At 62.7% G+C, this 24,837-nt stretch carries 26 protein-coding genes and 1 riboswitch; of the genes, 13 read left to right on the top strand and 13 right to left on the bottom strand.

Annotated elements, in window-relative coordinates; translation table 11 throughout:
* Window positions 1–74 precede the first annotated feature (74 nt).
* Entirely contained in the window at window positions 75–1,073 is a 999-nt protein-coding gene (locus LB558_RS18100; RefSeq protein WP_224698811.1) for a DUF2125 domain-containing protein, read from the top strand.
* A 7-nt stretch (window positions 1,074–1,080) separates the two neighbouring features.
* On the top strand, window positions 1,081–2,004 hold the full coding sequence (locus LB558_RS18095) for a sugar kinase (RefSeq protein ID WP_224698810.1): 924 nt from the start codon (window positions 1,081–1,083) through the stop codon (window positions 2,002–2,004).
* Between the two features lie 7 nt (window positions 2,005–2,011).
* On the opposite strand, the gene LB558_RS18090 is transcribed toward LB558_RS18095, so the two are convergent.
* Window positions 2,012–2,947 carry a prephenate/arogenate dehydrogenase family protein gene (locus LB558_RS18090; RefSeq protein WP_224698809.1) on the bottom strand — a complete coding sequence of 312 codons (936 nt, stop codon included), beginning with the start codon at window positions 2,945–2,947 and terminating at the stop codon, window positions 2,012–2,014.
* 6 nt (window positions 2,948–2,953) lie between these two features.
* Window positions 2,954–4,063, bottom strand: a complete 1,110-nt coding sequence (gene hisC / locus LB558_RS18085; RefSeq protein ID WP_224698808.1) for a histidinol-phosphate transaminase — start codon at window positions 4,061–4,063, stop codon at window positions 2,954–2,956.
* A 137-nt stretch (window positions 4,064–4,200) separates the two neighbouring features.
* Window positions 4,201–4,278, top strand: a riboswitch (SAM riboswitch).
* Window positions 4,279–4,392: 114 nt separating this feature from the next.
* Between hisC and metX the strand changes: the two genes are divergently transcribed.
* The 4 genes from metX to LB558_RS18065 all read left to right on the top strand — a co-directional run bounded on the left by metX (window position 4,393) and on the right by LB558_RS18065 (window position 8,209).
* Window positions 4,393–5,562, top strand: a complete 1,170-nt coding sequence (metX, locus tag LB558_RS18080) for a homoserine O-acetyltransferase MetX (protein ID WP_127260997.1) — start codon at window positions 4,393–4,395, stop codon at window positions 5,560–5,562.
* Between the two features lie 58 nt (window positions 5,563–5,620).
* Complete coding sequence (gene metW / locus LB558_RS18075; RefSeq protein WP_127260998.1) at window positions 5,621–6,235, top strand: methionine biosynthesis protein MetW; 615 nt, start codon at window positions 5,621–5,623, stop codon at window positions 6,233–6,235.
* A complete protein-coding gene (locus LB558_RS18070) occupies window positions 6,184–7,038 on the top strand; it encodes a Stf0 family sulfotransferase (RefSeq protein WP_224698807.1) in 855 nt (284 codons plus the stop codon). The genes metW and LB558_RS18070 overlap by 52 nt, the downstream gene beginning before the upstream one ends.
* A 100-nt stretch (window positions 7,039–7,138) precedes the next feature.
* Window positions 7,139–8,209: a glycosyltransferase gene (locus LB558_RS18065; protein WP_224698806.1), complete on the top strand. Its 1,071-nt coding sequence runs from the start codon at window positions 7,139–7,141 to the stop codon at window positions 8,207–8,209.
* A gap of 5 nt (window positions 8,210–8,214) precedes the next feature.
* Here the strand turns inward: LB558_RS18065 and LB558_RS18060 are convergent, their stop codons facing one another.
* Window positions 8,215–8,589 (bottom strand): DUF1330 domain-containing protein, encoded by a 375-nt coding sequence (locus tag LB558_RS18060; protein ID WP_224698805.1) that lies wholly within the window; start codon window positions 8,587–8,589, stop codon window positions 8,215–8,217.
* 369 nt (window positions 8,590–8,958) lie between these two features.
* On the opposite strand from LB558_RS18060, the gene LB558_RS18055 reads away from it, so the two are divergent.
* On the top strand, window positions 8,959–9,891 hold the full coding sequence (locus LB558_RS18055; RefSeq protein ID WP_224698804.1) for a glycosyltransferase family 2 protein: 933 nt from the start codon (window positions 8,959–8,961) through the stop codon (window positions 9,889–9,891).
* Between the two features lie 71 nt (window positions 9,892–9,962).
* Here the strand turns inward: LB558_RS18055 and LB558_RS18050 are convergent, their stop codons facing one another.
* The 3 genes from LB558_RS18050 to LB558_RS18040 all read right to left on the bottom strand — a co-directional run bounded on the left by LB558_RS18050 (window position 9,963) and on the right by LB558_RS18040 (window position 13,594).
* The gene (locus LB558_RS18050; RefSeq protein WP_224698803.1) at window positions 9,963–10,766 is read right to left on the bottom strand and encodes a DUF1194 domain-containing protein; all 804 of its coding nucleotides are present in this window, start codon (window positions 10,764–10,766) and stop codon (window positions 9,963–9,965) included.
* An 86-nt stretch (window positions 10,767–10,852) separates the two neighbouring features.
* Entirely contained in the window at window positions 10,853–12,679 is a 1,827-nt protein-coding gene (locus tag LB558_RS18045; protein ID WP_224698802.1) for an ABC transporter ATP-binding protein/permease, read from the bottom strand.
* A 132-nt stretch (window positions 12,680–12,811) separates the two neighbouring features.
* The gene (locus tag LB558_RS18040) at window positions 12,812–13,594 is read right to left on the bottom strand and encodes a class I SAM-dependent methyltransferase (RefSeq protein ID WP_127261004.1); all 783 of its coding nucleotides are present in this window, start codon (window positions 13,592–13,594) and stop codon (window positions 12,812–12,814) included.
* 137 nt (window positions 13,595–13,731) lie between these two features.
* Here LB558_RS18040 and gloB point away from each other — a divergent pair, with 137 nt between their 5' ends.
* Both gloB and LB558_RS18030 read left to right on the top strand, forming a co-directional pair.
* Window positions 13,732–14,499 carry a hydroxyacylglutathione hydrolase gene (gene gloB, locus LB558_RS18035; protein WP_224698801.1) on the top strand — a complete coding sequence of 256 codons (768 nt, stop codon included), beginning with the start codon at window positions 13,732–13,734 and terminating at the stop codon, window positions 14,497–14,499.
* A gap of 22 nt (window positions 14,500–14,521) precedes the next feature.
* Window positions 14,522–14,950: a cupin domain-containing protein gene (locus LB558_RS18030; protein ID WP_224698800.1), complete on the top strand. Its 429-nt coding sequence runs from the start codon at window positions 14,522–14,524 to the stop codon at window positions 14,948–14,950.
* Window position 14,951: 1 nt separating this feature from the next.
* Here the strand turns inward: LB558_RS18030 and LB558_RS18025 are convergent, their stop codons facing one another.
* The 3 genes from LB558_RS18025 to LB558_RS18015 are packed head-to-tail and all read right to left on the bottom strand — an operon-like array spanning window position 14,952 to window position 17,372.
* On the bottom strand, window positions 14,952–15,638 hold the full coding sequence (locus tag LB558_RS18025) for a lysoplasmalogenase family protein (RefSeq protein ID WP_224698799.1): 687 nt from the start codon (window positions 15,636–15,638) through the stop codon (window positions 14,952–14,954).
* A complete protein-coding gene (locus LB558_RS18020; protein ID WP_224698798.1) occupies window positions 15,635–16,549 on the bottom strand; it encodes a DMT family transporter in 915 nt (304 codons plus the stop codon). Before LB558_RS18020 ends, LB558_RS18025 begins: the two co-directional genes overlap by 4 nt.
* Before the next feature lie 34 nt (window positions 16,550–16,583).
* Window positions 16,584–17,372: a DUF3108 domain-containing protein gene (locus tag LB558_RS18015; RefSeq protein ID WP_224698797.1), complete on the bottom strand. Its 789-nt coding sequence runs from the start codon at window positions 17,370–17,372 to the stop codon at window positions 16,584–16,586.
* A gap of 257 nt (window positions 17,373–17,629) precedes the next feature.
* Between LB558_RS18015 and rpmB the strand changes: the two genes are divergently transcribed.
* The 3 genes from rpmB (at window position 17,630) to LB558_RS18000 (ending at window position 19,543) form a co-directional block, all read left to right on the top strand.
* Window positions 17,630–17,926, top strand: coding sequence for a 50S ribosomal protein L28 (gene rpmB / locus LB558_RS18010; protein ID WP_013529373.1), 297 nt, complete (start codon window positions 17,630–17,632; stop codon window positions 17,924–17,926).
* A gap of 205 nt (window positions 17,927–18,131) precedes the next feature.
* A complete protein-coding gene (locus LB558_RS18005) occupies window positions 18,132–18,812 on the top strand; it encodes a queuosine precursor transporter (protein WP_224698796.1) in 681 nt (226 codons plus the stop codon).
* 59 nt (window positions 18,813–18,871) lie between these two features.
* Window positions 18,872–19,543: a spermidine synthase gene (locus LB558_RS18000; RefSeq protein WP_224698795.1), complete on the top strand. Its 672-nt coding sequence runs from the start codon at window positions 18,872–18,874 to the stop codon at window positions 19,541–19,543.
* A gap of 11 nt (window positions 19,544–19,554) precedes the next feature.
* Here LB558_RS18000 and LB558_RS17995 read toward each other — a convergent pair whose 3' ends face one another.
* The 4 genes from LB558_RS17995 to LB558_RS17980 all read right to left on the bottom strand — a co-directional run bounded on the left by LB558_RS17995 (window position 19,555) and on the right by LB558_RS17980 (window position 24,334).
* Window positions 19,555–20,637 carry an esterase-like activity of phytase family protein gene (locus tag LB558_RS17995; RefSeq protein ID WP_412033477.1) on the bottom strand — a complete coding sequence of 361 codons (1,083 nt, stop codon included), beginning with the start codon at window positions 20,635–20,637 and terminating at the stop codon, window positions 19,555–19,557.
* 44 nt (window positions 20,638–20,681) lie between these two features.
* On the bottom strand, window positions 20,682–22,583 hold the full coding sequence (gene cobT, locus LB558_RS17990) for a cobaltochelatase subunit CobT (RefSeq protein ID WP_224698793.1): 1,902 nt from the start codon (window positions 22,581–22,583) through the stop codon (window positions 20,682–20,684).
* 11 nt (window positions 22,584–22,594) lie between these two features.
* The gene (cobS, locus tag LB558_RS17985) at window positions 22,595–23,581 is read right to left on the bottom strand and encodes a cobaltochelatase subunit CobS (RefSeq protein WP_013529367.1); all 987 of its coding nucleotides are present in this window, start codon (window positions 23,579–23,581) and stop codon (window positions 22,595–22,597) included.
* Window positions 23,582–23,704: 123 nt separating this feature from the next.
* Entirely contained in the window at window positions 23,705–24,334 is a 630-nt protein-coding gene (locus tag LB558_RS17980) for a J domain-containing protein (protein WP_224698792.1), read from the bottom strand.
* A 178-nt stretch (window positions 24,335–24,512) separates the two neighbouring features.
* On the opposite strand from LB558_RS17980, the gene LB558_RS17975 reads away from it, so the two are divergent.
* Window positions 24,513–24,815 (top strand): BolA family protein, encoded by a 303-nt coding sequence (locus tag LB558_RS17975; protein ID WP_127261015.1) that lies wholly within the window; start codon window positions 24,513–24,515, stop codon window positions 24,813–24,815.
* Window positions 24,816–24,837: the final 22 nt, after the last annotated feature.

Raw genomic sequence — 24,837 nt, 5'->3', positions numbered from 1 at the left:
CTAACTATTCGTCTGTCTACCTGGCGGAATCGACTACCCGTCCGCAACACCCATGCGTTAACGAGAGCCAAAGCATGACGTCAAGTGACGAACGCCAGCCGAACAAACGTCGCCGCCTGGTCTGGCTTGCGGCATTCATCGTCGTGCTGTTCGCCCTCTACAGCGGCGGCTGGTTGTATCTGGCTGACCGCGTCAGGAGCGAGGCCGGCAAGGCGGTTGCCACGCTCAACAAGAATGGCGTCGAGGCCGGCTGCGCCAATCTCCAGGTCAGCGGCTATCCCTTGAGCTTTACCGTCTCCTGCGACAACCTCGCCTACGAGGACGATGCCAAGAACATTGCAGCCTCAGCCGGCAGTTTCAACGCAGTCGCCCAGATAATCCAGCCTCTGTCGCCGGTTGCCAATCTGCGCGGCCCGCTCAGGACCGCCATTCCGGACATGGTGCCGCTGTGGATCGACTGGGACAATCTGCAAGCCAATTTCAAATTGTGGTGGCCGCTGCCGCAGCGGATTTCGCTGGAGGCAGAGGGCCTTTCCGGCCAGACCGATCCGGCCGACGACACCGATCCGGTGCAACTGTTCAGCGCCGGCAAGGCATCAGGCCAGTTGCAGCCCAACGGTGAGGATATCAACTATCTCGGCAGTTTCGGCGATCTCGAGATCGACCCCGACGCGATTGGTGGGCGCGTGCTGCCGCCGCTCGATGCCAGTGGCGACGTGACATTGAAGAACGGTGTCGCGTTAATCGGCACGCAGGTGAAGAGCCTTCGTGGCCAGGCGATCGAAATCCGCAACCTTGACCTGTCGTCGGGGACGGCGCGCATCACCGTTTCGGGACCGCTCTCGGTCGATGCCGAGGGCTTGGTCAACGCCGACCTGATGATCAGGTTGAAGGACCCGAAGGCGGTGGCGGCCATCCTCGGCGCCGCCATACCCGAGCAGAAAAGCCAGATCGAGCAGGGTTTTTCTGCCCTGGCGGTGCTCGGCAACGAACCGTCGATGCCGCTGAAGGTGGTCAGGGGCAAGGCCTCGCTCGGCTTCATTCCGCTGGGCAAGATCAAGCCGGTCGAATAGCTCAACCATGGCAAGACCCGTGAAGCTGCTGAGCGTTGGCGCATTGACGCTGGATACGATCCTGCGCGTCGAGGCGCTGCCCGTGCATCAGGGCAAGTTCATGGCCTCCGACGGCGTCCAGATCGCCTCGGGCATGGCGACCAGTGCCGCCTGCGCCGCGCATCGCCTGGGCGCCGAGGTATCGCTATGGGCGAGCGCGGGTGACGATGCCGTCGCCGACCAGCTCATCGCCGGCATCGAGGCCGAAGGCGTCGATTGCACCTTTGTGCGGCGCGTCAGAGGCGCCCGCTCGGCGCTGGCCTCGATCCTGGTCGACGCGCATGGCGAGCGCATCATCGTGCCCTTCTATGACAGGCTTGCCCAAGCCGATCCCGAAGCCTTGCCGGTCGCCGACCTCATGGCATTCGACGCCGTACTGGTCGATGTCCGCTGGCCTGGCGCGGCAGCGCTTGCCCTGAAAGCGGCGCGCGCCATCGGCCGGCCGGCTATCCTCGATGCCGATACCGCACCGTTGCAGATCCTGGAACAGCTGGTGCCGCTCGCCACGCACATCGTCGCTTCGGAACCGGCGGCGCGCATTGTCTGCGGCCAGGCGCTCGATCCGGAAACGGCTTGCGCCGATCTCGCCAGCCGCACCGACGCTTTTGTCGCAGTGACAGGCGGCGCGGCGGGCAGCTGGTGGCACGACCGTCGTGCAGGCTGCGCGCGCCATGTCGCGGCGCCGAAGATCAAGGCGGTCGATACGCTCGCCGCCGGCGATGTCTTTCATGGCGCCTTCGCCGTCGGGCTGGCGGAAGCCATGCCGGTCGAGCAGGCTTTGCGCTTTGCCAGTGCGGCCGCCGCGCTCAAATGCCTGCGCTTCGGCGGCAGGCTTGGTGCGCCGAACCGGGCCGAGACGCTGGCCATGGTCGCCGCGACATGGCCTGCCTGAAACAGACTTAGCCCTTCGCGGGATGCTCGACGGCCTGGCGGCCAAAATCGGGCACGTCGATGTCCTGGCCGGCCTCGATGATCGAACGGCGTACGGCGCGGGTGCGGGTGAACAGGTCGAAGAGTTTTTCGCCGTCGCCCCAGCGGATTGCGCGTTGCAGCGACGCCAGATCTTCGGAGAACCGTGCCAGCATTTCGAGGATGGCGTCCTTGTTGTGCAGGCACACGTCGCGCCACATGGTCGGGTCGGAGGCGGCAAGGCGGGTGAAGTCGCGAAAGCCGGAAGCCGAATATTTGATCACTTCGGATTTGGTCACCGACTGCAGATCATCGGCGGTGCCGACGATGTTGTAGGCGATGATGTGCGGCAAATGCGAGACGATGGCCAGCGTCATGTCGTGATGCTGCGGGTCCATCGTGTCGATATTGGCACCGCAGCGGCGCCAGAATTCCGACAGCCTCTCCAGCGCGTCCGGGGCAGTGTCGGGCAGCGGCGTGAAGATGCACCAGCGATTGTCGAACAGGTTGGCGAAACCGGCGTCGGGGCCGGATTTTTCCGTGCCCGCCAGAGGATGGCCGGGAATGAAATGGACGCCTTCAGGCACATAAGGCTGCATCTGCGCAATGACAGACGCCTTGGTCGAACCAACATCGGTGAGGATCGCACCTGGCTTCAGCGCCGGCGCGATTTCCTCGGCAACCGCTCCGGACGAGCCGACCGGCACCGAAATGATGACTAGGTCGGCATCGCGGACAGCTTCCCTCGCGTCGGCGGTATAGCTATCGCCCAGCCCAAGCTCCTCAGCCCGCGCCAGCGTCGCCGCACTGCGCGTCGAGATGGCGACGTGACCAGCCAGGCCCTCGCGGCGGATGACGCGGGCCAGCGACGAGCCGATCAGGCCGATGCCGACCAGCGCGATCTTTTCAAACATCGGTGCGGTCATGGTGTTCTAGCTTTTCAGGAATGTCGTGAGAGCGGCGACAACGCCGCGATTGGCCTCTTCGGTGCCGACGGTCATGCGCAACGCGTTGGGAAAGCCATAGCCCGAAACGCGCCGCAATATATAGCCGCGCGCCGTCAGATAGTCGTCCGCCACCGCCGCCGAATGCTTCTGGTCCTCGGGAAAATGAATGAGGATGAAATTGCCGACGCTGGGCGTCACCCGCAGCCCGAGCTTTGTGAATTCCTCGCTCAGCCAGGCCAGCCAGGTCTCGTTGTGCGCCACGCTGCGCTCGACATGGGCGCGGTCGCGGATCGCTGCGATGCCGGCCTCGATCGCCGTCGCATTGACGTTGAAGGGACCGCGCACGCGGTTGATGGCGTCGACGATGTGCATCGGCGCATACATCCAGCCGATCCGCGCCCCGCCAAGGCCGATCTTGGAGAAGGTACGGGTCATCACCACGTTCTGGGCGGCACCGACCAGCTCGATGCCGGCCTCATAGTCGTTGCGGCGGACATATTCGGCATAGGCGGCGTCGAGCACCAGAAGCACGTTCTTCGGCAGTGCGGCATGCAGGCGGCGCACCTCCTGGAACGGCACATAGGTACCGGTCGGATTGTTGGGATTGGCCAGGAACACGATCCGGGTAGCGGGCGTGACGGCGGCCAGGATGGCGTCGATGTCGGCGCGCTCATCTGTTTCCTTGATCGTCACCGGAACGGCACCCGCCGACTGAATGTAGATCTTGTAGACCATGAAGGCGTGTTCGGTGATGACAGCCTCGTCGCCGGGCGCCAGATAGGTCTGCGCCAGCAGGCCGAGGATCTCGTCGGAGCCGTTGGAGCAGATGATATTCTGCGGGTTGAGGCCATGCACCTCGGCGATCGCTTCGCGCAGCCGCCTGGCGGTGCCGTCTGGATAGACATCGAGCTTTCCGGCAATCTCGCGCGCGGCTTCGATCGCCTTCGGCGAGGGCCCTAGGGGATTCTCGTTCGAGGACAGCTTGTGGACCTTGGCGACGCCGGCGGGCGCCGTGCTCTTGCCCGGCACATAGGCGTCTATGTCCATGATGCCCGCGCGCGGGGTTGGACGTGCCTGGTCCGGTGTCTGGCTCATGTCGCAAAATCCGTCGAGAACGCTTCCTGAGGGAAGCCGCAGCGGAAATACAAGCCGTGGCCCGCAATGTCGAGAGGTGACAGCCACCGGACCAAGGCTGGCCGTTGACGCCGGCGTGCCACAGCCCTAGAAGGGGTGCGAACTTCCGTGGTGATTTGGCCGGTCGGCTTGCAGCCACGTTAAACAACTTGCTAAAGGGCCGTTTGCATCCTGTAACCGGCTTTGCGACTGCAATGCCGGTTTTTTGTTGTCCGTGCCGGCCGGACACCCATATCGGCATCGATTTTCGAAAAGCGCGATGCGTGGGCTCAAAGTGTGAGATGGATGTCATGGCCGTTCTGCGCGCCCGCAAAACCAACAACGAGGCCGACCAGCCGTCGAGCCCGGTTTTGCGTTTTGGCTCCGACAAGCCGCTCAAACTGGACGCGGGCACGCTGCTGTCGCCGTTCCAGATCGCCTACCAGACCTACGGCACGCTGAACGATGCCCGCTCCAACGCCATCCTCGTCTGCCATGCGCTGACCGGCGACCAGCACGTCGCCAGCACCAATCCGGTGACCGGGAAGCCGGGCTGGTGGGAAGTGCTGATCGGCCCCGGCAAGATCATCGACACCAATCGCTTCTTCGTCATCTGCTCCAACGTCATCGGCGGTTGCCTTGGGTCCACCGGCCCGGCCTCGACGAATCCCGCCACCGGCAAGCCCTATGGGCTTGACCTGCCCATTATCACCATCCGCGACATGGTGCGCGCGCAGCAGATGCTGATCGACCATTTCGGCATCGAAAAGTTGTTCTGCGTGCTCGGTGGCTCGATGGGCGGCATGCAGGTGCTGGAATGGGCGTCGAGCTATCCGGAGCGCGTCTTCTCGGCGCTGCCGATCGCCACCGGCGCGCGCCATTCCTCGCAGAACATCGCCTTTCATGAGGTTGGCCGGCAGGCGGTCATGGCCGATCCGGACTGGCATGGCGGCAAATATTTCGAGCACGGCAAACGCCCGGAAAAGGGCCTGGCTGTAGCACGCATGGCCGCCCACATCACTTACCTGTCGGAAGCCGCCCTGCATCGCAAATTCGGCCGCAATCTGCAGGATCGCGAAGCGCTGACCTTCGGCTTCGACGCCGACTTCCAGATCGAAAGCTATCTGCGCCACCAGGGCATGACCTTCGTCGATCGCTTCGACGCCAATTCCTACCTCTACATGACGCGGTCGATGGACTATTTCGACCTTGCCGCCGACCATGGCGGCCGGTTGGCCGATGCCTTCGCCGGCACGAAAACCCGCTTCTGCCTGGTGTCTTTCACCTCGGACTGGCTGTTTCCGACCGAGGAGAGCCGCTCGATCGTGCATGCGCTCAACGCCGCCGGCGCATCGGTATCCTTCGTCGAGATCGAGACCGACCGGGGCCACGATGCCTTCCTGCTCGACGAGCCGGAACTGTTTGCCGCGATAAACGGCTTCATCGGCTCGGCGGCCCGGGCGAGAGGGCTCAGCGCATGACCCCAGAAAATTGCAGGCTCTCCGGATCGGGATCATGCGCCAGGCAGGAGGCGAAGCCATGAGCGTCAACCGCGACCAGCGCGTCGACCTCGAAGTCGTCGCCAACCTCATCCCGCCACAGTCGCGCGTGCTCGATGTCGGCTCGGGCGACGGCTCGCTGCTCGAATTGCTGCAGGACACCAAGCAGGTCGACGGCCGTGGACTTGAGCTGTCGCAGCGCGGCGTCAACGAATGCGTGGCGCGCGGCCTCTCGGTCATCCAGGGCGATGCCGACAAGGACCTCGAATTCTATCCCGACAAGGGCTTTGACTTCGTCGTCCTGTCGCAGACGCTGCAAGCCACCCGCAACCCGAAGCTGGTGCTCGACGAACTGCTCAGGATCGGCAACCGCGCCATCGTCTCCTTCCCCAATTTCGGCCATTGGCGTGTGCGCCTGTCGCTGTTCATCAATGGCCGCATGCCGGTGACCAAGGACCTGCCCTATTCCTGGTACGACACGCCCAACATCCACTTCTGCACCATCCGCGATTTCGTCAATCTGTGCGACGAACTCGGCGCGACAGTGGAGAAGGCAACCGCCCTCGACGCCGCCGGGCAGAAGATCGGCCTGTCGATGCCGTGGTGGTTCTGGAACTTCTTCGGCCAGCAGGCAGTGTTCTTGCTGAAACGGTAGTGTTGATCGCCATGTATCTCTTTCGTAGGCGCCCTCTGCCAGTTGAAGTCCCACCGGATATGCTGGCTGGGTTAAAAGGCGGAATTCTCATCTGCACCTCACCGCGCAGTGGCAGCAACCACCTCGCCGGATTGATGGCAGCCACCGGGCTTGGCAACCCACTCGAGTGGTTCGGGGGCCGCCGTGTTCTAGAATTGCCGAACTATCCCCGCGATCCCCGTTCCCAGGTTTTACGTGCACTGAAGGACGGGCGGTCCTCCTCCGGGATTTACGCGGTCAAACTGTTTGCCAGCCAGTTTTCACAGGTTGCCAAAACCGTGGATCTTCCCGCAAGCCTTCCAAAGCTGCGCTATATGCGGCTGACGCGTAGGGACCTCGTTGGTCAAGCAGTTTCGTGGACCCGCGCTCGTCAGAGTGGTCGGTTCCGCTCTACCGAGGCCGATCAGAAGAGACCATGCTACGACGGCAAAGCAATCGCGGACTCGCTTGAAAAGATCGTCCTGGAAAATCTGGCCTGGGATGTCTGGTTTGCAAAGAACGGATTGTCCTTCCTATCACTGACATACGAAGAACTCCTTGAACATCCACGGACCTGCCTTGAAAGGGCTGCATCTCTGGTCGACGCCAAGCTTGTCTTGGAACCCGGGTCGGATCTCGGTTCGGGCCTCGATATTCAACGAGACACCATCAGTGAGGAGTGGAGAGAGCGGTTCTTGGCGGAATATTCTGACACGTCGAACTTCCATGCCAACAATTACCGTCGCGGTTTTCTTAAAAAGAGGAGCGCAAGGTTCGCGATCTGATCGAACGGCACTGTACGAGAGCACGAAGCATCCAGGGGCGCCAGAGATGCGATGTTATTGATCAAAGCGCATCGCCGTCCATGGCGATCACGAGCACAAATTGTTATTGCCCGCTGGTTTGACAGCCCGCCGGGAGCGTTATAGCCACATCGGCACTAATAACCTGATCGGTTCAGATATGGCTCAAGAGCGTCCAACGTATTCACTCGTCGTCGAAATGGAGAATGCAAAATCGATCGACTGGGACGAGATCGGCGTTGGGATGAAGGCCTTGGCTCGGGAAATCTCATCGGTTTCAGCAACCGGCTTGGCGCGACCAAGGATCGTTATTTCTCACGGGGGAGCAGAGTCGGACAAAGATGCGTTGCGTCGTGAGATTTCGAATGAGGCCCCGCAACTCGGTCAGGTTGCCGAACTCGTCTTCACGGCTTTCCCTGGCGGTCGATATTACGACCTGAAGAACAACGGCATGCTGGCATCGGACGGAGATATCGTCATCTTTATGGATTCCGACGTGGTCGCGGAACCAGGATGGCTACCAAGACTGCTTGAGCCCTTTGAAAACTCTGAAGTTATCTGCGTAAACGGATATACATACCTTTCATACGACGATTTCTTTTCAAGAACGTTTGCGTTGATCTGGTTTTTCCCGATGGCCCGTGGAGACATGCGATTTGCCTCAAAGCGAGCGATCAACGCTAACAATGTAGCGTTTCGACGCGAGTGGATCGTCAGCCATCCTTTTCCAAAACATAACGGCTTCAAGGTTTCCTGCACTTTGCTGATGCGCGAACTGCTGCGGGAGGGCCACAAAATTCATAATGTCGACGCACGCGTTTATCACTATTCGCCGCGGGGCTGGCGGTTCTTTTACTGGCGCGCCCTGGTTACAGGTCGCGACGCTGACAGGAAGTTCGTTGCGCTCAATTCGCCGAGCCGCACGCGACGGATAATCAAGTCTTTCAGCCGGTGGCTCACCATGTCATGGCGCACGACACGACGGATCGTAGGCCATGCCCGGGAAACGGGGATGCCGCTTTGGCAGGTTCCCTTTTCTCTGATTGTCGGCCAGGCATTTTATGGTTTGGCGTTTTGGGGCCAGTTCAGTTTCGCAACTGGCATGGTTCGTGACAAAATCGAAACTGTCCCCGACTATGTTGGGCATAGCTAGACGCTTTACCGCCATTCCTTGAACCGCACTTCAGCGTCCAATTGATCTTGACCCGTCGATTGCTCCAGAACATCCGTGGCCTTGTGCGGATGTTCGACGCCGTCGACGAACACCACATCCGCCTCCGAATTGTCCGTGCGCAGCGCCAGCATCGCCCGGTAGGCGGGCGAATTGTACCAGCCATGCACATGCTGCCTGTCGGGAAATTCCATGATGATCAGATGGCCAGGCCAGTCGTTCTCAATCACCTCCACATCGCCGCCATGGACCAGAAAACGGCCGCCGAAAGGTTCCAGCGTGGCATCTATCTTGCGCAGGTATTCGACGATCTGCGGACCCATTGCGGCTTGGCGCATATGGGCGACGGCGTAAGCGGCCATGACTGAATTCCCTTGTCGTCGAAGCCGAGTTGCCGGCCTCGCATGGCAAATCTGACCAAACGCCGAGCGCCAAGCGATTACGTCTGAGGTAATGGGATGTATGCTGTCTGCCATGATGGGTTGCTTCCATCGTGATTCGCAATGCTATGTGTGGCGGTGCTGTTGCAATTGGAACGCTAGCAGCGGGGATTCGTTGTCTCGCGCGGATTGAGTACCGGCACGGTGGGGTGACAGGGGCAGTCGTTTTTTGTAGCGTCGCGCCGACTGTGATGCGGTGTAGAGGAAGGGAAGTCCAATCCATTCGACCGTTCTGAAAGTCGAAAAGTCCTGGACAGACGCGCAACCCAGCGCAGGAAACAGCTGACAGACATGGCCGGGATCGATCCAACACCTCTCATCACGGTCATTACGCCGACCCACAACCGACGCGAAACGGTGTTGCGCGCCGTGGAAAGCGTACTCTCCCAGAGCATGTCGAGGCTTGAGCACATTGTCGTCGACGATGGTTCGACCGATGGGACCGAAGCGGCTCTGGCCCGCATCCAGGACCCGCGGCTGATCTATGTCGGGGCGAAATGGCGAGGCGCCAACGCCGCCAGGAATGCCGGCATCGAGCGGGCGCGGGCACCGTTGGTGACGTTCCTCGATTCCGACGACATCTACATGCCGCACCGGCTTGAACGAAGCCTGACCTGGTTCGATGAAAATCCTTCACTGCAGGTGCTGATCAGTTCGTTCGTCTCCCTGAAAGGCAGTCGCATCACAAACTGCGTCAACCCCGAGGCATTCGTGAGCCCCGCAATGCTTGAGCGGACGCTGGTTGGGCAGACCATCTTCATCGCCGGTTCCGCGATCACTGCTCGCCGCGAAGCCTTGCTGGCCATCGGCGGCTACGACAGCGACATCACCCGCATGCAGGATCGCGAATTGCTGCTGCGCCTTGCCCGGCGCTTCGGTGCGCAACTGTCCAGGGACCTCGACTGGACGAAATACAATTCGGAGAACTCGATTTCCGGCCGCCGTGACGGCTATGTCGAGGCCTATGCGAATCTGATGGGAAAACATCCGCATATTGCCCATGCCTACCCGCACATTCCACCTTATATGATCTCGCGGCAGCTCATCGCCGACATCCTGCGAGGCAGGATACCGGAGGCATTTCAGGGCTACATGGCCAACCGTTCGTCGAAAGCGCTTGGCTACTCGCTGTCGGAATTGATGCAAGGCTATGTCCATGGCCGACGCTGGCGCCGCGATCTCTCCATCGAGTTTCGCAACCAATTTGGCGCCCGGCCCGCCTGAACCCAGAGCAATTTCAGGAAAATTATCGAACGGTTTTCCCTCCGGATTGCGTGAACCGCTCTATCGAAAGCTCAGCGGTCAAGTTCGGGAAAATACGGATCCGATAGAAACCGCCTGTCCCGTTCGCCCTGCAGGCAGTCTATCGCCCTGGCCGCGTCGACCGGGGTCATTCTCGCTCTGTCCCGAATGCCGCTCACTTCGAGGATCAGCTTGCGCCGGATGGCTGTCGAAAACTCCGCGGCGGCATAGATGGGCAGCACGAAGGAACCGGGTCCGCCGGTCACGCACTGCGCGTAATACTGGTCGAGATGGCTGAAGGTGGGCGACGGGCTGATCAGGATCGGCAGGCCATTGACGACAATGCCTTTGGCGATCGCCGCATCACGCGTCGCGGTGACTGGCGGCCCGATATTGTTCGGTCCGTCGCCCGAAATGTCGATGACGCTACGTTCGGCTTGGAAAGACGTGCGGTCGAAAAGCTCGGTGCCGAAGGCCAGCGCGCCGGAAATCGAAGTGCCGCGAAAGCTGCGGAACGGGCGAGCCGCGACCTTGTCGGCGAAGCTGTTGGCGCTCTCGGCGCTGTCGATGATCTGCCAGCCGATGACCGCGTCATCGCGCACCGTGCCGGCCCATTCGAAATAGGTCAGCGCGATGCGGCCCGTGGCGCCGGCGCGGACAGCCTTGATGAAGTCGGGATGCCGCAGCGCCTCGACATAACCGGCGCGCTGCAGCGCGAACTCCTTCTCGTCCATCGACAGCGAGATGTCGACTGCCAGCACCAGCTCGACGTCGACGGCGAGCGCATCCCGCGGCGAGGCGGCGGAAGCAGCCAGGGCGCAGGCAAGACAGGCAAGCAGGCGCAGAGCATCAAGCATGGCCGTCGCCAGGATTGTTCTCCCGAAGAGCTTCCCTCGTGATCGCGGCAAAATAAAGCTTTGCTTCCCCCCGTCCGGGTATCAGCTCATTTCCTGCGGCGGGCGGCGGCTGGCGGCGGTTCGATCGCGCCGGCTCTGACGCGGGCGGGCTTCAGCGCCGGCGCACCGGAATCCTTGACGATCGTCAACGCGCGCGGGAAGAAGTGGTTGTTGTGCTGGCCGCGCCCGATGTTGAGGATCGCTGTCCCCGGCAAACGCTTCTCGAGCATCGACAGCACGCGTCTTAGCGACGGGCCGTCGAACGCATCCAGCGCCTCGTCGATGATCACCCATTTCGGCTGCCGCAACGCGAGCCTGGCGAAGGCCAGCGAGCGTTGTTCGTCATCGCCCAACTCATGGTCCCAACGCCCGGCGCGGTCGAGCGATGAGGACAGCCGTCCCAGACCGACCTCGGCAAGCACCGCCGAAATGTCGGCGTCGCTCGCCGGCGCTGGTCCGTTCGGGTGATCGAGGACTTCGCGCAACGTGCCGACCGGAAAATAGGGCACGCGCGGCACGAATATGGGGGTTTCTCCCGCCGGCAGGCCGATCCGGCCGCTTCCCCATGGCCACAGGCCGGCAATGGCACGAAAGAACAGCGTCTTGCCCGCACCAGGGTCGCCGGTGATCATGACGCGCTCGCCGGGGCGGATTTCGATATGCGGGTCGGCGAGCCTGGTGCAGCCCTCAGGCGAGGCCACTTCGAGCGTCTCGAAAGTCAGGCTGCCATTGACGTTTTGGCCGAAGGCGATGCGCTTTTCCGTGTCGTGCAGCGCATCGGTTTCATCGAGCGCGATGCGGAAATCGGCCACGCGCATCAGCGTGGCGCGCCAATCGGCAATGCTGCCGATGTTGTTGATGAACCAGCGCAGGGAAGAGTGGACCTGGTTGAAGGCGCCGACCGCCATCATCAGCCCGCCAAAGCTGATATCACCTGAGAAATAGACAGGCGAAGCAACCAGTATGGGCGCCACGACGGTGATCCAGCCATAGGTGTCGGTCACCCAGGACAGATTGATCTGGGCGGTGTAGATGCGCCGCATAGCGCCCAGCACCGTGCCGAGATCGAGTTCGAGCCGCCGCCTGGCGTCGGCCTCGCCATGATACAACGCAATGGCATCGACATTCTCGTTGACGCGCACCATCGAGGAGCGCAGCTCGGCTTCGCGTGTATAGCGGTCGCTGTTCAGGCGGATGAGCGGGCGGCCGACCAGCCAGCTCAGCCAGGAGGCGATACCGGCGTAAAGGATGGCGGCCCAGACCATGTAGCCCGGTATGGCCAGTGAGGTCCCGCCGATGTGGAACACGAAGCCCGAGGACAGCTCCCACAGCACGCCGACGAAGGACACGAGCAGGATGCACGACTGCAGCAGGCCGACGCCGAGATCGGTTGAAAGGTCGGACAGATGCGCGGCGTCCTGCTGCATGCGCTGGTCGGGATTGACGCCGATGGCGCCGGCATTGGCCAGCCGGAAGGCGCGCGCCGGCCGCATCCACTGTTCGATCAGGTCCAGCGTCAGCGCCTCGCGCAGCTTGAGCCTGATCATCTGGTTGAGCCAGGTCTGGCCGATATTGAGCACCAGCAGCCCGCCGGCGATCATCGCGAAGACGAGGAGCTGGTGCAGGAAGGCCGCCATATCGCGGCGCGCGAGCGCATCGTAGAAAGGCTGGTTCCAGCGGTTGAGCAGAACCTGGCCGATCGACGTTGCGATGATCACGGCCATGATGCCGACCGATGTCCACAGCAACCATTTGCGAACCGGCGATCCCGCCAGCGCCCGCCTGATCGTCGCCACCTGATCGCGCAGGCTGCTGGCTTCGACCGCCACGGCAACTGGCTGAGCGGCGGCGGCATTGTCCGGTTGATCAGCCATGGCCGAGGTCCTTGCGTCAGTGCTGAAACCGGATGGAGAAACTTGACAGGCGTTCGTATGGGCTGCCGGATAGGCTGTGGGCCCGCTTGCGACAGATAGGCAGGGAAACGACGTCAGGCACGCTTGCCGCGATCACGAAGCCGTCACCTGCGCGGCCGAGGGCTTGGCATCGGCTTTGTGACGGCCAAGCCGGGTGGCGCCATGCGGCGACAGCACCGGTACGAAGACGCGGCGCGACGCGCGCTGCGCCACCGGCACGCCTTGATAGAGCCGTTTCTGCGCCTCGACCACAATGACCCCCGAAAAAATCGGCCACAGCCGCCGGCCGGCGCGTTCCAGCACATTGTGGAACCGCATCATGAAACGGCGCCGCGACGGCGGAAAGAACAGCGCATCGGACCAGGCGGCGGGCGTGAAATTGGCCTCCCGCAGCAGTTCCGTAAGCTGGCCGCGCGAAAAAGGCCGGCCATTGCCGAATGGGGTGTGCTCGAAGCGTGCCCAGACGCCGCGCCGGTTGGGGACGACGATGACCACCCGGCCGGCCGGCGACAGCACGCGCCAGATCTCGTTCAGCGTCTCACGCGGGTTCTCGACATGTTCGAGCGAATGGACGAGCAGCATGCGGTCGATGCAGGAATCGACCAGCGGCAGTTCCTCGTCGAAGACCAGTGCCGTCGCCGACGGCCCTGTCGCCGGCCACACCACCGCGCCTTGCGTTGCCGGCATGAAGGCAAAGACCCGCTCGGCATCGGTGCCGAACCGCTCCAGCCAGGGCAAGGTGTAACCCAGACCAACCAGCCGCTCGTTGGGCACCGCTGCCCATATCGACGACAGCGCCATGGTGATCGAACGCTCGGCGAACCGGCCGAGCGTTGTCGAATAGAAGGAGCGAAGATCGACGATGTCGGAATGCATGGCAGGGATGTAGCCGTGATGCCGCCAGGTTTCAACAAAGGGCCACGACGACCCGACATTTCGGGAATGTCATTCGACATCCGGGATGACATCGACCCGCAAGCGCCCTATGTCTGCGGCCATAACGGAGAGATGTGATGCCGGTCGAAATCGAACAGTTCATGTGCCGCAGCGACAATTTCGGCGTGCTGGTGCATGACCCCAAAAGCGGCCAGACCGCGATCATCGACGCGCCCGAGGAAGCGGCTATCCTGGCTGCGATAAAGCGCACCGGCTGGACGCCGACGATGATCCTGACCACGCATCATCACATGGATCACGTTGAGGCCAATCTGGCGCTGAAGGAGCGCTTCAAGCTGCGCATCGTCGGCCCGGAGGCCGAAAAGGCCAAGATCCCCGGCATCGACGAGACCGTCGAAGATGGCTCGGTCCTCCATCTTGGCGATGAGAGGATCGAGGTCATCGCCACGCCTGGCCACACCGCCGGCCACGTTTCCTATTATTTGCCGGCGTCGCGTGTGGCGTTCACCGCCGACACGCTGTTTGCTCTGGGATGCGGGCGGCTGTTCGAATGCAAGCCGCCGGTGATGTATGATTCGCTGAAGAAGCTGGCCGCACTTCCGGCTGAGACGGTCATCTATTGCGGCCACGAATACACCCTCGCCAACGCCCGTTTTGCGCTGACCGTCGACCCGTCCAATTCGGCATTGAAGGAACGAGCCGCCAGGATCGAGGCGCTGCGCGCCGTCGACAAACCGACGCTGCCGACGACGATCGGCGAGGAACTGTCGACCAATCCCTTCCTGCGCTGGCACGATCCGGCGATCCGCAAGCATCTTGGGCTGGAGAAAGCTTCCGACGCCGAGGTCTTTGCCGAAATCCGCAAGCGCAAGGACAACTTCTAGAGCCCGTGATATCGTCGACGCCATGACCAGCTCCGCCGAAATCATCGCGACGCTCGGGCTGAAGCCGCATCCGGAAGGCGGCTGGTATGCCGAGACCTTCCGCGATAGCACCGGCGGCGCGCGCGGCCATTCGACCGCCATTTATTTCCTGCTTGAGGAGCATCAGGTTTCGGCCTGGCACCGGGTCAAGGACGCCGCCGAGGTCTGGCATTTCCATGACGGCGCCCCGCTGGCGCTGTCGATGTGGGAGGAAGGCAGCACCGTTGTGGAACAGGTGCTGGGCATCGATCTCGCAGCCGGTGAGCGGCCGCAGATCGTCGTGCCGGCAGGATGGTGGCAATCGGCGCGCAGCCTGGGCGAATGGACGCTGGTCGGCTGCACCGTCGCGCCGGGATTCGAGTTTGCCGCTTTTGAGCTGGCGGCACCCGGCTGGCAGCCTGGACAGTCCTAACTCAATAAGAAGCTTGATTTAGCAGGAAGCCTAGCGTGATCGCGAGTTGGGCGGCGTAGTAGAGCGCCCAGACGGCGAAGCGCATCCAGGCGCGGTGGGGCGAGATGGCGGCCACCAGGAATTTCTCCGTGGCGAGCAGCCCGTCCGATGCCATGAACAGGATGGCGCCGCCGATCACCCACATATTGCTTGTCGTCAGCGCCGAGATGCCCGTCGCCAGGATCGCAGCGACGTAGACGGTGATCGGAATACGCAGGCCGGGACCGACGCGCCGCCACAACGCCGCCAGCATGACGATCGCAAACACCGCCAGGGCAAGCGCGATCGCTCCGCGCCACGACTCGGCGCCAAGCACTCCCAATCCGCCACCGCTGCGCAGGAGCAGCGCGACATAGACGATGTGAGCGACAAGAAAACTGGCCAGCCCGCCGAGAAAGGCCTTTTCGCCGTCGCGCGACAGGAAGGCATCGCCAACGGCGCTGAGTGCGAGGGCTGCGACCAGCAGCTGCGGGCCGCCCTGCAGCCCGGCCAGCACGGCAAGCATCGCCACGGCAAGCGTCTTTGCCGCCGAGCGGGCGAGCGTCGGCGGCATGCCAAGCGTGAAGGCGTAGATCACCGCCGCCGCCAACGAAAAAATCAGTGTCGCATTGGCATTGGCGTCGATGCCGCCCGCAAACGGCATCGTCATGCCCGGGCGCCGTCTTCGGATGCCCCAGCTCGGCTCTCGGTCGCGGCAGGCTTGCGCAGGAATAAGGATTTTGCGGCGAGCACCGCGCCGCCGGTGATGAGCACGCAGGCGGCGAGGATGCGCAGCGACGGCTCGGCGACACCGGCCGCGATCAGCACCAGCGTCGACAACAGCGGCGCCGCATAGCTTGCAGCACCCAGCACCTGGATGTTGCCGCGCTTGACGCCGATATCCCAGGCGTAGAAGGCAGCCCCAACCGGCATCAGGCCAAGGCCGAGCACGGCCAGCCACTGGCCGGCGCCGTCTGGCAGCACCGTTTGTTCCAGCGCCAGATGGCAGGCGAGCGACAGCACCGCGGTCGCCGCGCAAAACCAGGTGACGATGCTGGTCGGCACCGACGGGAAGCGCCGCGACAACAGCGAATAGGACGACCACAGCAAAGCACAAACGGCGGCCATCGCATAGCCGAAGGCATAGCGGGCGTCGAAGGCGAGGCCACCGCCCTTGGTGACGATCAGCACGGTGCCGGCAAGGCCGAGCAGCGCACCGACGACATGGTTCCACGCCAGTTTTTCGCCCGGCATCAGCGCCGAACCAAGCACGATCAGCAGCGGCCACAGATACGCGATCAGGCTCGCCTCCACCGCAGGCGCATTGCGCAGCGCGGTGAAATAGAAAAAATGGTAGCCGAACAGGCCGGCAATGCCGATCAGCCACACCTGCGGCGGTATCTTCTGGCTCTTGTCGGGTGCCGGCATGAACAGCCGCGCGACGAGCCCGACGCCGGTGCCGATCGAGAAGGTGATCGCCGACAAGAGGAACGGCGGCACCTGGCCCGACGCATCGGTGAGCAGTGCGAGCAGCGCCCACATGGCGACCGCCGAAAAGCCGATCAGTGTTGCGCGCCCCATTCTGTCTCCAGTGGCGCGCCAATTCTGCGCCTGGCTATTGTACGGCTTCGAAACGCCCGGCGCTGATGGTCAAGGTGCCGATCTGCGTGCCCACCGTGGCATGGATCGGCGCATATACCCCGGTTTGGCCAAGCGGTGCAAACGTCACCATCATGCGGCTTTTGTTCTTGAGATAGTTGAGCGCCTTGCGGCCCTTGCGATAGCCGGCCACCGGCTCGAAGCCCATCTGGCAGGTGACGGTGTCGCCCTTGTAGCCCGGCACCGAGATCGTGCCTTTCGACGCGTAGGTCAGCGTCAGGTCGGCACGCATCTCGCCGTCATAGAACTTCACCGTGCGGCCGCAGACCTGGTCGAGACTGTCGGCATGAATGACGGTGGCGGCCATAGGATCGAGCACCGATGCCAGGTCGCCGGCACCGAGGGGTACCCAGTTCTTGGGATCACGTTTGCCCGGTGCCGGCACGACCTGCGTCGAGGTGACCCGGCCATTGGCAAAGCGGATATCGACCACCGACGCCTTCTTGCCGGAGGTGTAATCGGCGCGGAATGCCTGCGGCACCATCTTCTTGCCCGCAATCGTGCCCTTGGATGAGATCGTGCCGCGCGTGTCGTCGAACAGCTTGGCGAGGCCGGCCGCGGTGACACTGCCTTGGATCGCGTAGGCGCCGTTCTCATAGCGGCTGGAAAACGTTGATCTCGCTATCGAAAGACCGAGGAACGACACCGTGTACTCGCCCTTGAACGACTGCGGCGAGGCAGCAGACGCAGCGGACGGCAAGGCTATGGCAAGCATGGCGGCAAGGGCATGTGACGAACGAAGCATGGCGGGATCGGGTCCTTGATTTTCGGCCGGAGGCGGGCAACTCCGGTCTGGCATGTCCCTATGAGACCGCTTATAGGATGAATTCCGGCCTTAATATGGAATGCCGGGCGCGTTCGTGGGCGAGCCGGAGCTTGACGCCTCGGCGAAATGCAACTATGGAACGCCAACTTTTTCCATAAGGCCGCCTGACCAGAACCGCGCGCCACCTGGCGTGGCTTGAGTGTTTGGGCAGACCCCGAGAACTGAAGGTTAGAACAATGTCCCGCACCTGCGAACTCACTGCCAAGGCAGTCATGTCCGGCAACAATGTGAGCCACGCCAACAACAAGACCAAGCGTCGCTTCCTGCCGAACCTCGTCAATGTGACGCTGATTTCGGAAGCGCTGAACCAGAACGTGCGCCTGCGCATTTCGGCCAACGCGCTGCGTTCGGTAGAACATCGCGGCGGCCTCGACGCCTTCCTGGCCAAGGCCGACGTCAAGGAATTGTCGCAGCGCGCTCGTCTCCTGAAGAAGCAGATCGCCAAGAAGACCGCCGAACAGGCTGCCGCTTAATTCGTTCAAAGGCGGGGGACGACCGCCCTGGCCAACATCTTGTTGGCCTCAGGCCAACATCTTGTTGGCCTCTGGCTAACCTCTTGTTGGCCCTGAGCATCGGATCGAAGCCGCAAGGTTTCGGCAATCCGGTGCCCACATACAAAGGCGAGTATCGCCCGCATGGGCATGATGCTTGGCTGGTTCCATTACCCAGGATAAAAAAATGACTTCCTTCTCGCGGTATTTGCCATTCGTGGCCGCCATGGCGCTTGTCGTCGTGGCATCGAACATTCTCGTGCAATTCCCGATGCGGGGCCAGATCGGCGGCCTCTCGCTGGCCGACCTTCTGACCTGGGGTGCCTTCACCTATCCCTTCTCGTTCCTGGTCACCGACCTCGCCAACCGCCGCTACGGACCCACTGTGGCGCGTCGGATCGTTTTTGTCGGCTTCATGACGGCGGTGATCTGCTCGATCCTTGTCCCGCCCTTCCTGTTCCGCCACGGCCTGATCGAATTCGAGACCGCCGCCGGCCGGCTGGTGCGCATCGCGGCCGCGTCCGGAGCGGCGTTCCTCAGCGCGCAACTGCTCGATGTCACCGTGTTCAACCGGCTGCGCCGGCAGAGCTGGTGGCGCGCGCCGATCATCGGCACGCTGGTCGGGTCGGTGTTCGACACCGCTGTGTTCTTCACCGTCGCTTTCTCGGCTGCCTTTGCCTTCGCCGGACCAAACGACGGCTTTGCGTTGGAAAACGCACCCTTGATGGGCGTCTTCCATGTCGAGGCGATGCGCTGGATTTCCTGGGCGCTTGGCGATCTCTCGGTGAAACTGATCATCGCCGTCGTCGCACTCATCCCCTACCGGCTGCTCGCCGCCCGCTGGAGCCAGCCCGCGGTTGCGGCTTAAGCCATGATCTCGAAAAGTGGGACCCGGTTTTCGGAAAAGATCATGGTCGGACAAAGATCATGATCCCGTGGGTCCAACTCGATTCGGCGAAGACCCCGAACGGCGGACAAGAACTTCGCCTCAAGCGGCGCGGCACCGAATTCTCGATCATGCTGGGCACCAACGAGCTGATGAACAGCCGCCTCAGCGGTTCGGAGGAAGCGCTGGCAAAACTGTCCTGCGAGCGGATTGCCGGCCATAGGCAGCCAACAATCCTGATCGGTGGGCTTGGCATGGGCTTTACCTTGCGCGCCGCGCTTGCAGAATTGGCCAATGATGCTGGAATCGTCGTCGCCGAACTGGTGCCGGCGGTCGTTGCCTGGGCGCGCGGCCCAATGGCGGAAGTGTTTGGCGGCTGTCTCGACGATCCCCGGGTCACGGTCCAGGAGATCGATGTCGGGCATCTTATACGCTCGCGCCCCGCAGCCTGGGACGCCATCCTGCTCGATGTCGACAACGGCCCGGAAGGCATCGTCCACAAATCCAACGATGCGCTCTACAGCCTGCAGGGCCTGGGCGCTGCGCGCAACGCCCTCAAGCCGGGCGGCGTGCTGGCGGTCTGGTCGCAAGGGCCCGACAGCAGCTTCACGCGGCGTTTGAAGCAGGCAGGCTTCACGGTCGAAGAGGTCAGCACGCGCGCCAACGGCAAGCGCGGCGCGCGCCATGTCATCTGGATCGCCGCCAGGACGTAAAGCCGGCGGGCTCAATCCTGGTGGAGAACAAATTCCAGATAGAGGTTGCGCTGCAGGATCGAGTGGTTGTCGTCGGAGATCAGCGACACCATCAGCGCGCCGTCATCGCGGGTCCAGACGTCGAGCCCTTCCATATTGTCGATCTGGTAGCCCATGTCGGCCTCCAGAAGCACCGGCCCGTCGGCGACCGCGCCCTTCTCGACGCTTTCGCCATAGATGCGCCGCAGCCGCATCTTGACGCCCCTCGCCATCGAGAAACTGCGCTCCAGAAGCAATAGGTCACCATCCGGCAGGAAGGCGCCGTCGGTGATGTCGAAATCGCCGTTACGCCTGACGGTGAAGACGCCCTTGTGCGGCCCTTCGATGATGGCGGCATAGATGTTGCCGGCCTTGTCCAGGCTCTTCTCGGAGACCACGACAAGCCCGCCCTCATGCTGGCCGTTGGCATCGGCATGGGTGACAGTCTCGAAGCCGCGATTCTGGCGCAATTCCTGGGCCGGAACCACGAAATCCAGCTGCTTGAAGGGCGCCTTCATGTCGGTCGGGTCGATCTTGAACTGGGCGACATGGTGATCGCGCTCGAAGCCGACGGTGGCGATGCCGTCCTTGACCGCGAGGCCTTCCGCATCGACCTCCCATTTCCTGTCGATCGGCCGGCCGGCCTCGTCGACCATCTGCTGCATGCGGAAATTCTGGATGCCGGACGGCCGCTTGTCGGCGTCGCGCACCACCGTGCCGAAGAACCAGAAGCCGGTGTCGGCAACGCCGATGAAGTCACTCCCGGCCTTCAGGAAGCGGAAGGCCGACAGCGCACCGAAATCGCGAGTCGGCGAGGTCATCTCCAGCCCGCCGACGAATTCAAGCGGGCCGAACTGCTTGTCGGCATGGCCAATGTGAAATTCGGTGATCGGGCGGGCCGAGATTTCGACCGGTTCGACCGAACTTGAGCCGGGCGAACCGGCTGCCGCCGAAGCGACGCCGGAAAGCAGGGCGATGGCGGCGAAAAGCGTCTGCTGAAAGCAATTCCAGGAAAAGTGTGAAACGGTTTTCCGTCCGGAATTGCGCCAAAACAAAGAGTTAGAGCGGTTCGGCATTTCCGTGAAACGATGAACCGCTCTGGAACCGCCGCGCCTGGAGATCATCCGGCGCGCCGCATACCACCGCCGCGTCGCGTATCTTTCGCGCTTTCCTCGGCGAACAGCGAAGCCAGCTGCTCGGTCATGGCGCCGGCCAGTTCTTCGGCATCGACGATGGTGACGGCACGGCGGTAATAGCGCGTGACGTCATGGCCGATGCCGATGGCCAATAGCTCCACCGGCGAACGCGTCTCGATCAACTCGATGACGGCACGCAGATGGCGCTCGAGGTAATTGCCCGGGTTGACCGACAGCGTCGAATCGTCGACCGGGGCACCATCCGAGATCATCATCAGGATCTTGCGCTGCTCGGGCCGGGCGATCAGCCGGTTGTGCGCCCACAGCAGCGCCTCGCCGTCGATATTTTCCTTGAGCAGGCCTTCGCGCATCATAAGGCCGAGATTGCGCCGTGCCCGCCGCCACGGATGGTCGGCCGATTTGTAGATGATGTGGCGCAGATCGTTGAGCCGCCCTGGGTTCGGCGGCTTGCCGTCCTTCAGCCATTTCTCGCGCGCCTGCCCGCCCTTCCAGGCCCGCGTGGTAAAGCCGAGGATCTCGACCGAGACGCCGCAGCGTTCCAGCGTGCGCGCCAATATGTCGGCGCAGGTGGCGGCGACCGTGATCGGCCGGCCGCGCATCGAGCCGGAATTGTCGAGCACCAGCGTCACCACCGTGTCGCGGAACTTGGTGTCGCGCTCCTGCTTGAACGACAGTGGCTGCATCGGGTCGATGACTACCCGCACCAGCCTTGCCGGATCGAGGTAACCTTCTTCCAGGTCGAAATCCCAGGAGCGGTTCTGCTGCGCCATCAGCCGGCGCTGCAGCCGGTTGGCCAGCCGCCCGACGACGCCGGACAGATTGGCCAGTTGCTTGTCGAGGAAGGCGCGCAACCGGTCGAGCTCTTCTTCTTCGCAAAGCTCCTCGGCGCCGACCGTCTCGTCGAAAGCGGTGGTGAAGACCTTGTAGTCGATTTCCTTCGGCAGATTGGTGAAGGGATTGTCATTGCGGCGCGCCTCGCCGGGTGTTTCGGCATCGGCGTCGTCATCGTCGGACAAATCGTCGGCGGTGGCGTCGGAGGCTTCCGTTTCGGCCGACTGCTCGTCATCGGCCGAAGCTTCGGCATCCTCGGACTGCGACTGCTCGGAGCCGGAATCCTCTTCGCCGCCCTCCTCGCTCTGCTCCTCGCCTTGCGGCTGGTTGTCGTCATTGTCCTCGGAGTCTTCCGTCTCCTGGTCATCGCCGAGTTCCTCGGCCATTTCCATGGAGGCGAGCATCTCGCGCACGACCCGGGCAAAGGCCTGCTGGTCGCCGAGCTTGGCCGACAATCCGTCGAGATCGGCCTTGGCCTTTTCCTCCACCCAGGGGCGCCAGAGTTCGACCAGCCGCTCGCCGCTCTTCGGGACCGGGCGGCCGGTCAGCTTCTCGCGCACCATCAGCGCGAGCGCTTCCTCGATCGGCGCGTCGGCCTTGTCCTTGACGTCGACGAGGTTGGCCTTGGCGTATTTGTCCTCCAGCATCGAGCCGATATTGTCGGCGACGCCCTGCATGGCGCGTGAGCCGATCGCCTCGACACGGGCCTGCTCGACCGCGTCATAGATAGCGCGGGCGGCTTTGCCTTCCGGCGCCAGCTTGGTGTGGATGCGCACATCGTGGCAGGCGCGCTTCAGCGCCATGGAGTCGCCGAGGCCGCGGGTAATCGCAATATCGGTTTTCGACGCCTTCTTCGGCAATTCGGGCAAGCGGGCACGGCTGCCGGCGAGCGCCGGCCGGTCCTTGGCGAAACCGACTTCCAGTTCCTTGTCGCCGGCAATGGCGCGCATGCAGACAGTGACGGCACGCTTGAAGCTGTCGGCTTCAGACCCCGTCTTCGACTTGTTGCGCGTGTTGTCGCCCGGACCCGCCATCGAGACCCTGCTTAGCCCAGCACCACGTTGGCGGCGCTCTCGGGCAGATCCTCGCCGAAGGCGCGCTGGTAGAACTCGGCCACCACCGAGCGCTCCAGTTCGTCGCACTTGTTGAGGAAGGTCAGACGGAACGCCATGCCGATATTGCCGAATATCTCGGCATTCTCGGCCCAGGTGATCACCGTGCGCGGGCTCATCACGGTCGACAGATCGCCGTTGATGAAGGCCGAGCGCGTCATGTCGGCGACGCGCACCATCTTGTTGACGATGTCCTTGCCCTTGCCGTCGCGATAGTGCTTGGCCTTGGCCAGCACGATGGCGACTTCGTTGTCGTGCGGCAAATAATTCAGCGTGGTGACGATCGACCAGCGGTCCATCTGCGCCTGGTTGATCTGCTGGGTGCCGTGATAGAGGCCGGTGGTGTCGCCGAGGCCGACCGTGTTGGCGGTCGAGAACAGCCGGAAGGCCGGATGCGGGCGGATGACCCGGCTCTGGTCGAGCAAAGTCAGCCGGCCCGACGATTCCAGCACGCGCTGGATGACGAACATCACATCCGGGCGGCCCGCATCGTACTCGTCGAAGCACAGCGCGACATTGTGCTGGTAGGCCCAGGGCAGGATGCCGTCGCGGAATTCGGTGATCTGCAGGCCGTCCTTGACCACGATCGCGTCCTTGCCGACGAGATCGATACGGCTGACATGGCTGTCGAGGTTGACGCGCACGCAAGGCCAGTTGAGGCGGGCGGCGACCTGCTCGATATGGGTCGACTTGCCGGTGCCGTGATAGCCCGACACCATGACGCGGCGGTTGTAGGCAAAGCCCGCAAGGATCGCCATCGTCGTGTTCTTGTCGAACAGATAGTCCGGGTCGATGTCGGGCACATGCTCCGATGTCACGGAATAGGCCGGCACCACCATCTTGGATTCGAAGCCGAATTTCTCCTTCACCGACACCGTCGTGTCGGGCAGGTTGGCGATGTCGCGATCGACCTTGTTCATATCTCTCAACGTCTCCACGGGCGAAACGTCTGATTTCGCCGGCAATCGTTTTTGTCCGGGGGCGGTCTTAGAGCCTTTTCCAACCTTATGAAAGTTGGAAAACGACACGAACCGTATGGTCGCTCAGCACAGGCCCGCCTGTTTGAGCACGCGATAGGCCTGCAGCACATCGCGGAACCGGTCTTCCGAACCTCTGTCGCCACCATTCGCATCCGGATGGTGAAGTTTCACCAGTTCCTTATAGCGCGCCTTGATCTCCTTGCCAGTCGCCTTTGTATCAAGGCCAAGCGTTTCCAGCGCCTTGGCCTCAAGCGGCTTGGCCTTGCGCTCGCGCGCCTCGCGCGGATCCTTCGGTCCCTTGAACAGATCGAATGGGTCGCGCATGCGGTTGTAGTAGCCGGCGCGGCCGGAGCGCATCTGCGCCATATCCGGGGACGACCGCGTCGAGGGGCCGGTGGCGCCCATCTTCCAGGTCGGGCGGTGGCCGGTCATGGCTTCCTTCTGGAAGCGCGCGACCTCGGTATCCGGCACGCCGGAAAAATAATTGAAGCCCTTGTTGTACTCGCGCACATGGTCGAAGCAGAAGCGGAAATACTCACCCTCCTTCATGCGCCCGACCGGCGCGCGATGGGTGCCCGCCTCCTTGCAGCCGTCCCACTGGCAGATCGGCGAGTGCGACTTCAGCTCCGCGTCCTTGTCGGGGCGGACGCGAATCTTCTCGAAATATTTGGGGTACGGCTTCATCTTACCCATTTATGGGGCGTTCGCAGATGCGAAACAAGAATTGACATTTTCGCGATCATCGCCCTAACCGCTGAATCGCGGCATAAAGCAGGCGAATGGCGGATTTTGTTGCACGGCAGCGCTTTTGCGAAGACCGATTTGGTTTCCAGGCTGAGGCGCGAGCCATATGTGGTGAAGGAAAACGGCGATGTCCATACAGACGACCATGGAAGACAAGCTCAACAAGGCATTTTCGCCGGAGCGGCTGGTCATCATCAATGAAAGCCATCTCCATGCCGGCCACCACCATCACGGCTCCGACCACCACGGCACTTACGACGGCACCGGCGAGACGCATTTTCGCGTCCGCGTCGTCGCTTCCGCCTTTGCCGGCATGAGCCGCATCGACCGTCACCGCGCCGTCAATGAACTGCTTGCCGACGAATTGCAGGCGGGCGTGCACGCGCTGGCGATCGAACCGGCGGCTCCCGGCGAAAAGACGCGCTGGTAGCTCGGTTCCGCCTGCCGTTTTC

The sequence above is a fragment of the Mesorhizobium sp. CO1-1-8 genome, from assembly GCF_020164875.1.
Lineage (GTDB): Bacteria > Pseudomonadota > Alphaproteobacteria > Rhizobiales > Rhizobiaceae > Mesorhizobium.
The sequence above is the reverse complement of the archived record's forward strand: the minus strand, read 5'-3'. Positions and strand labels throughout refer to the sequence as shown.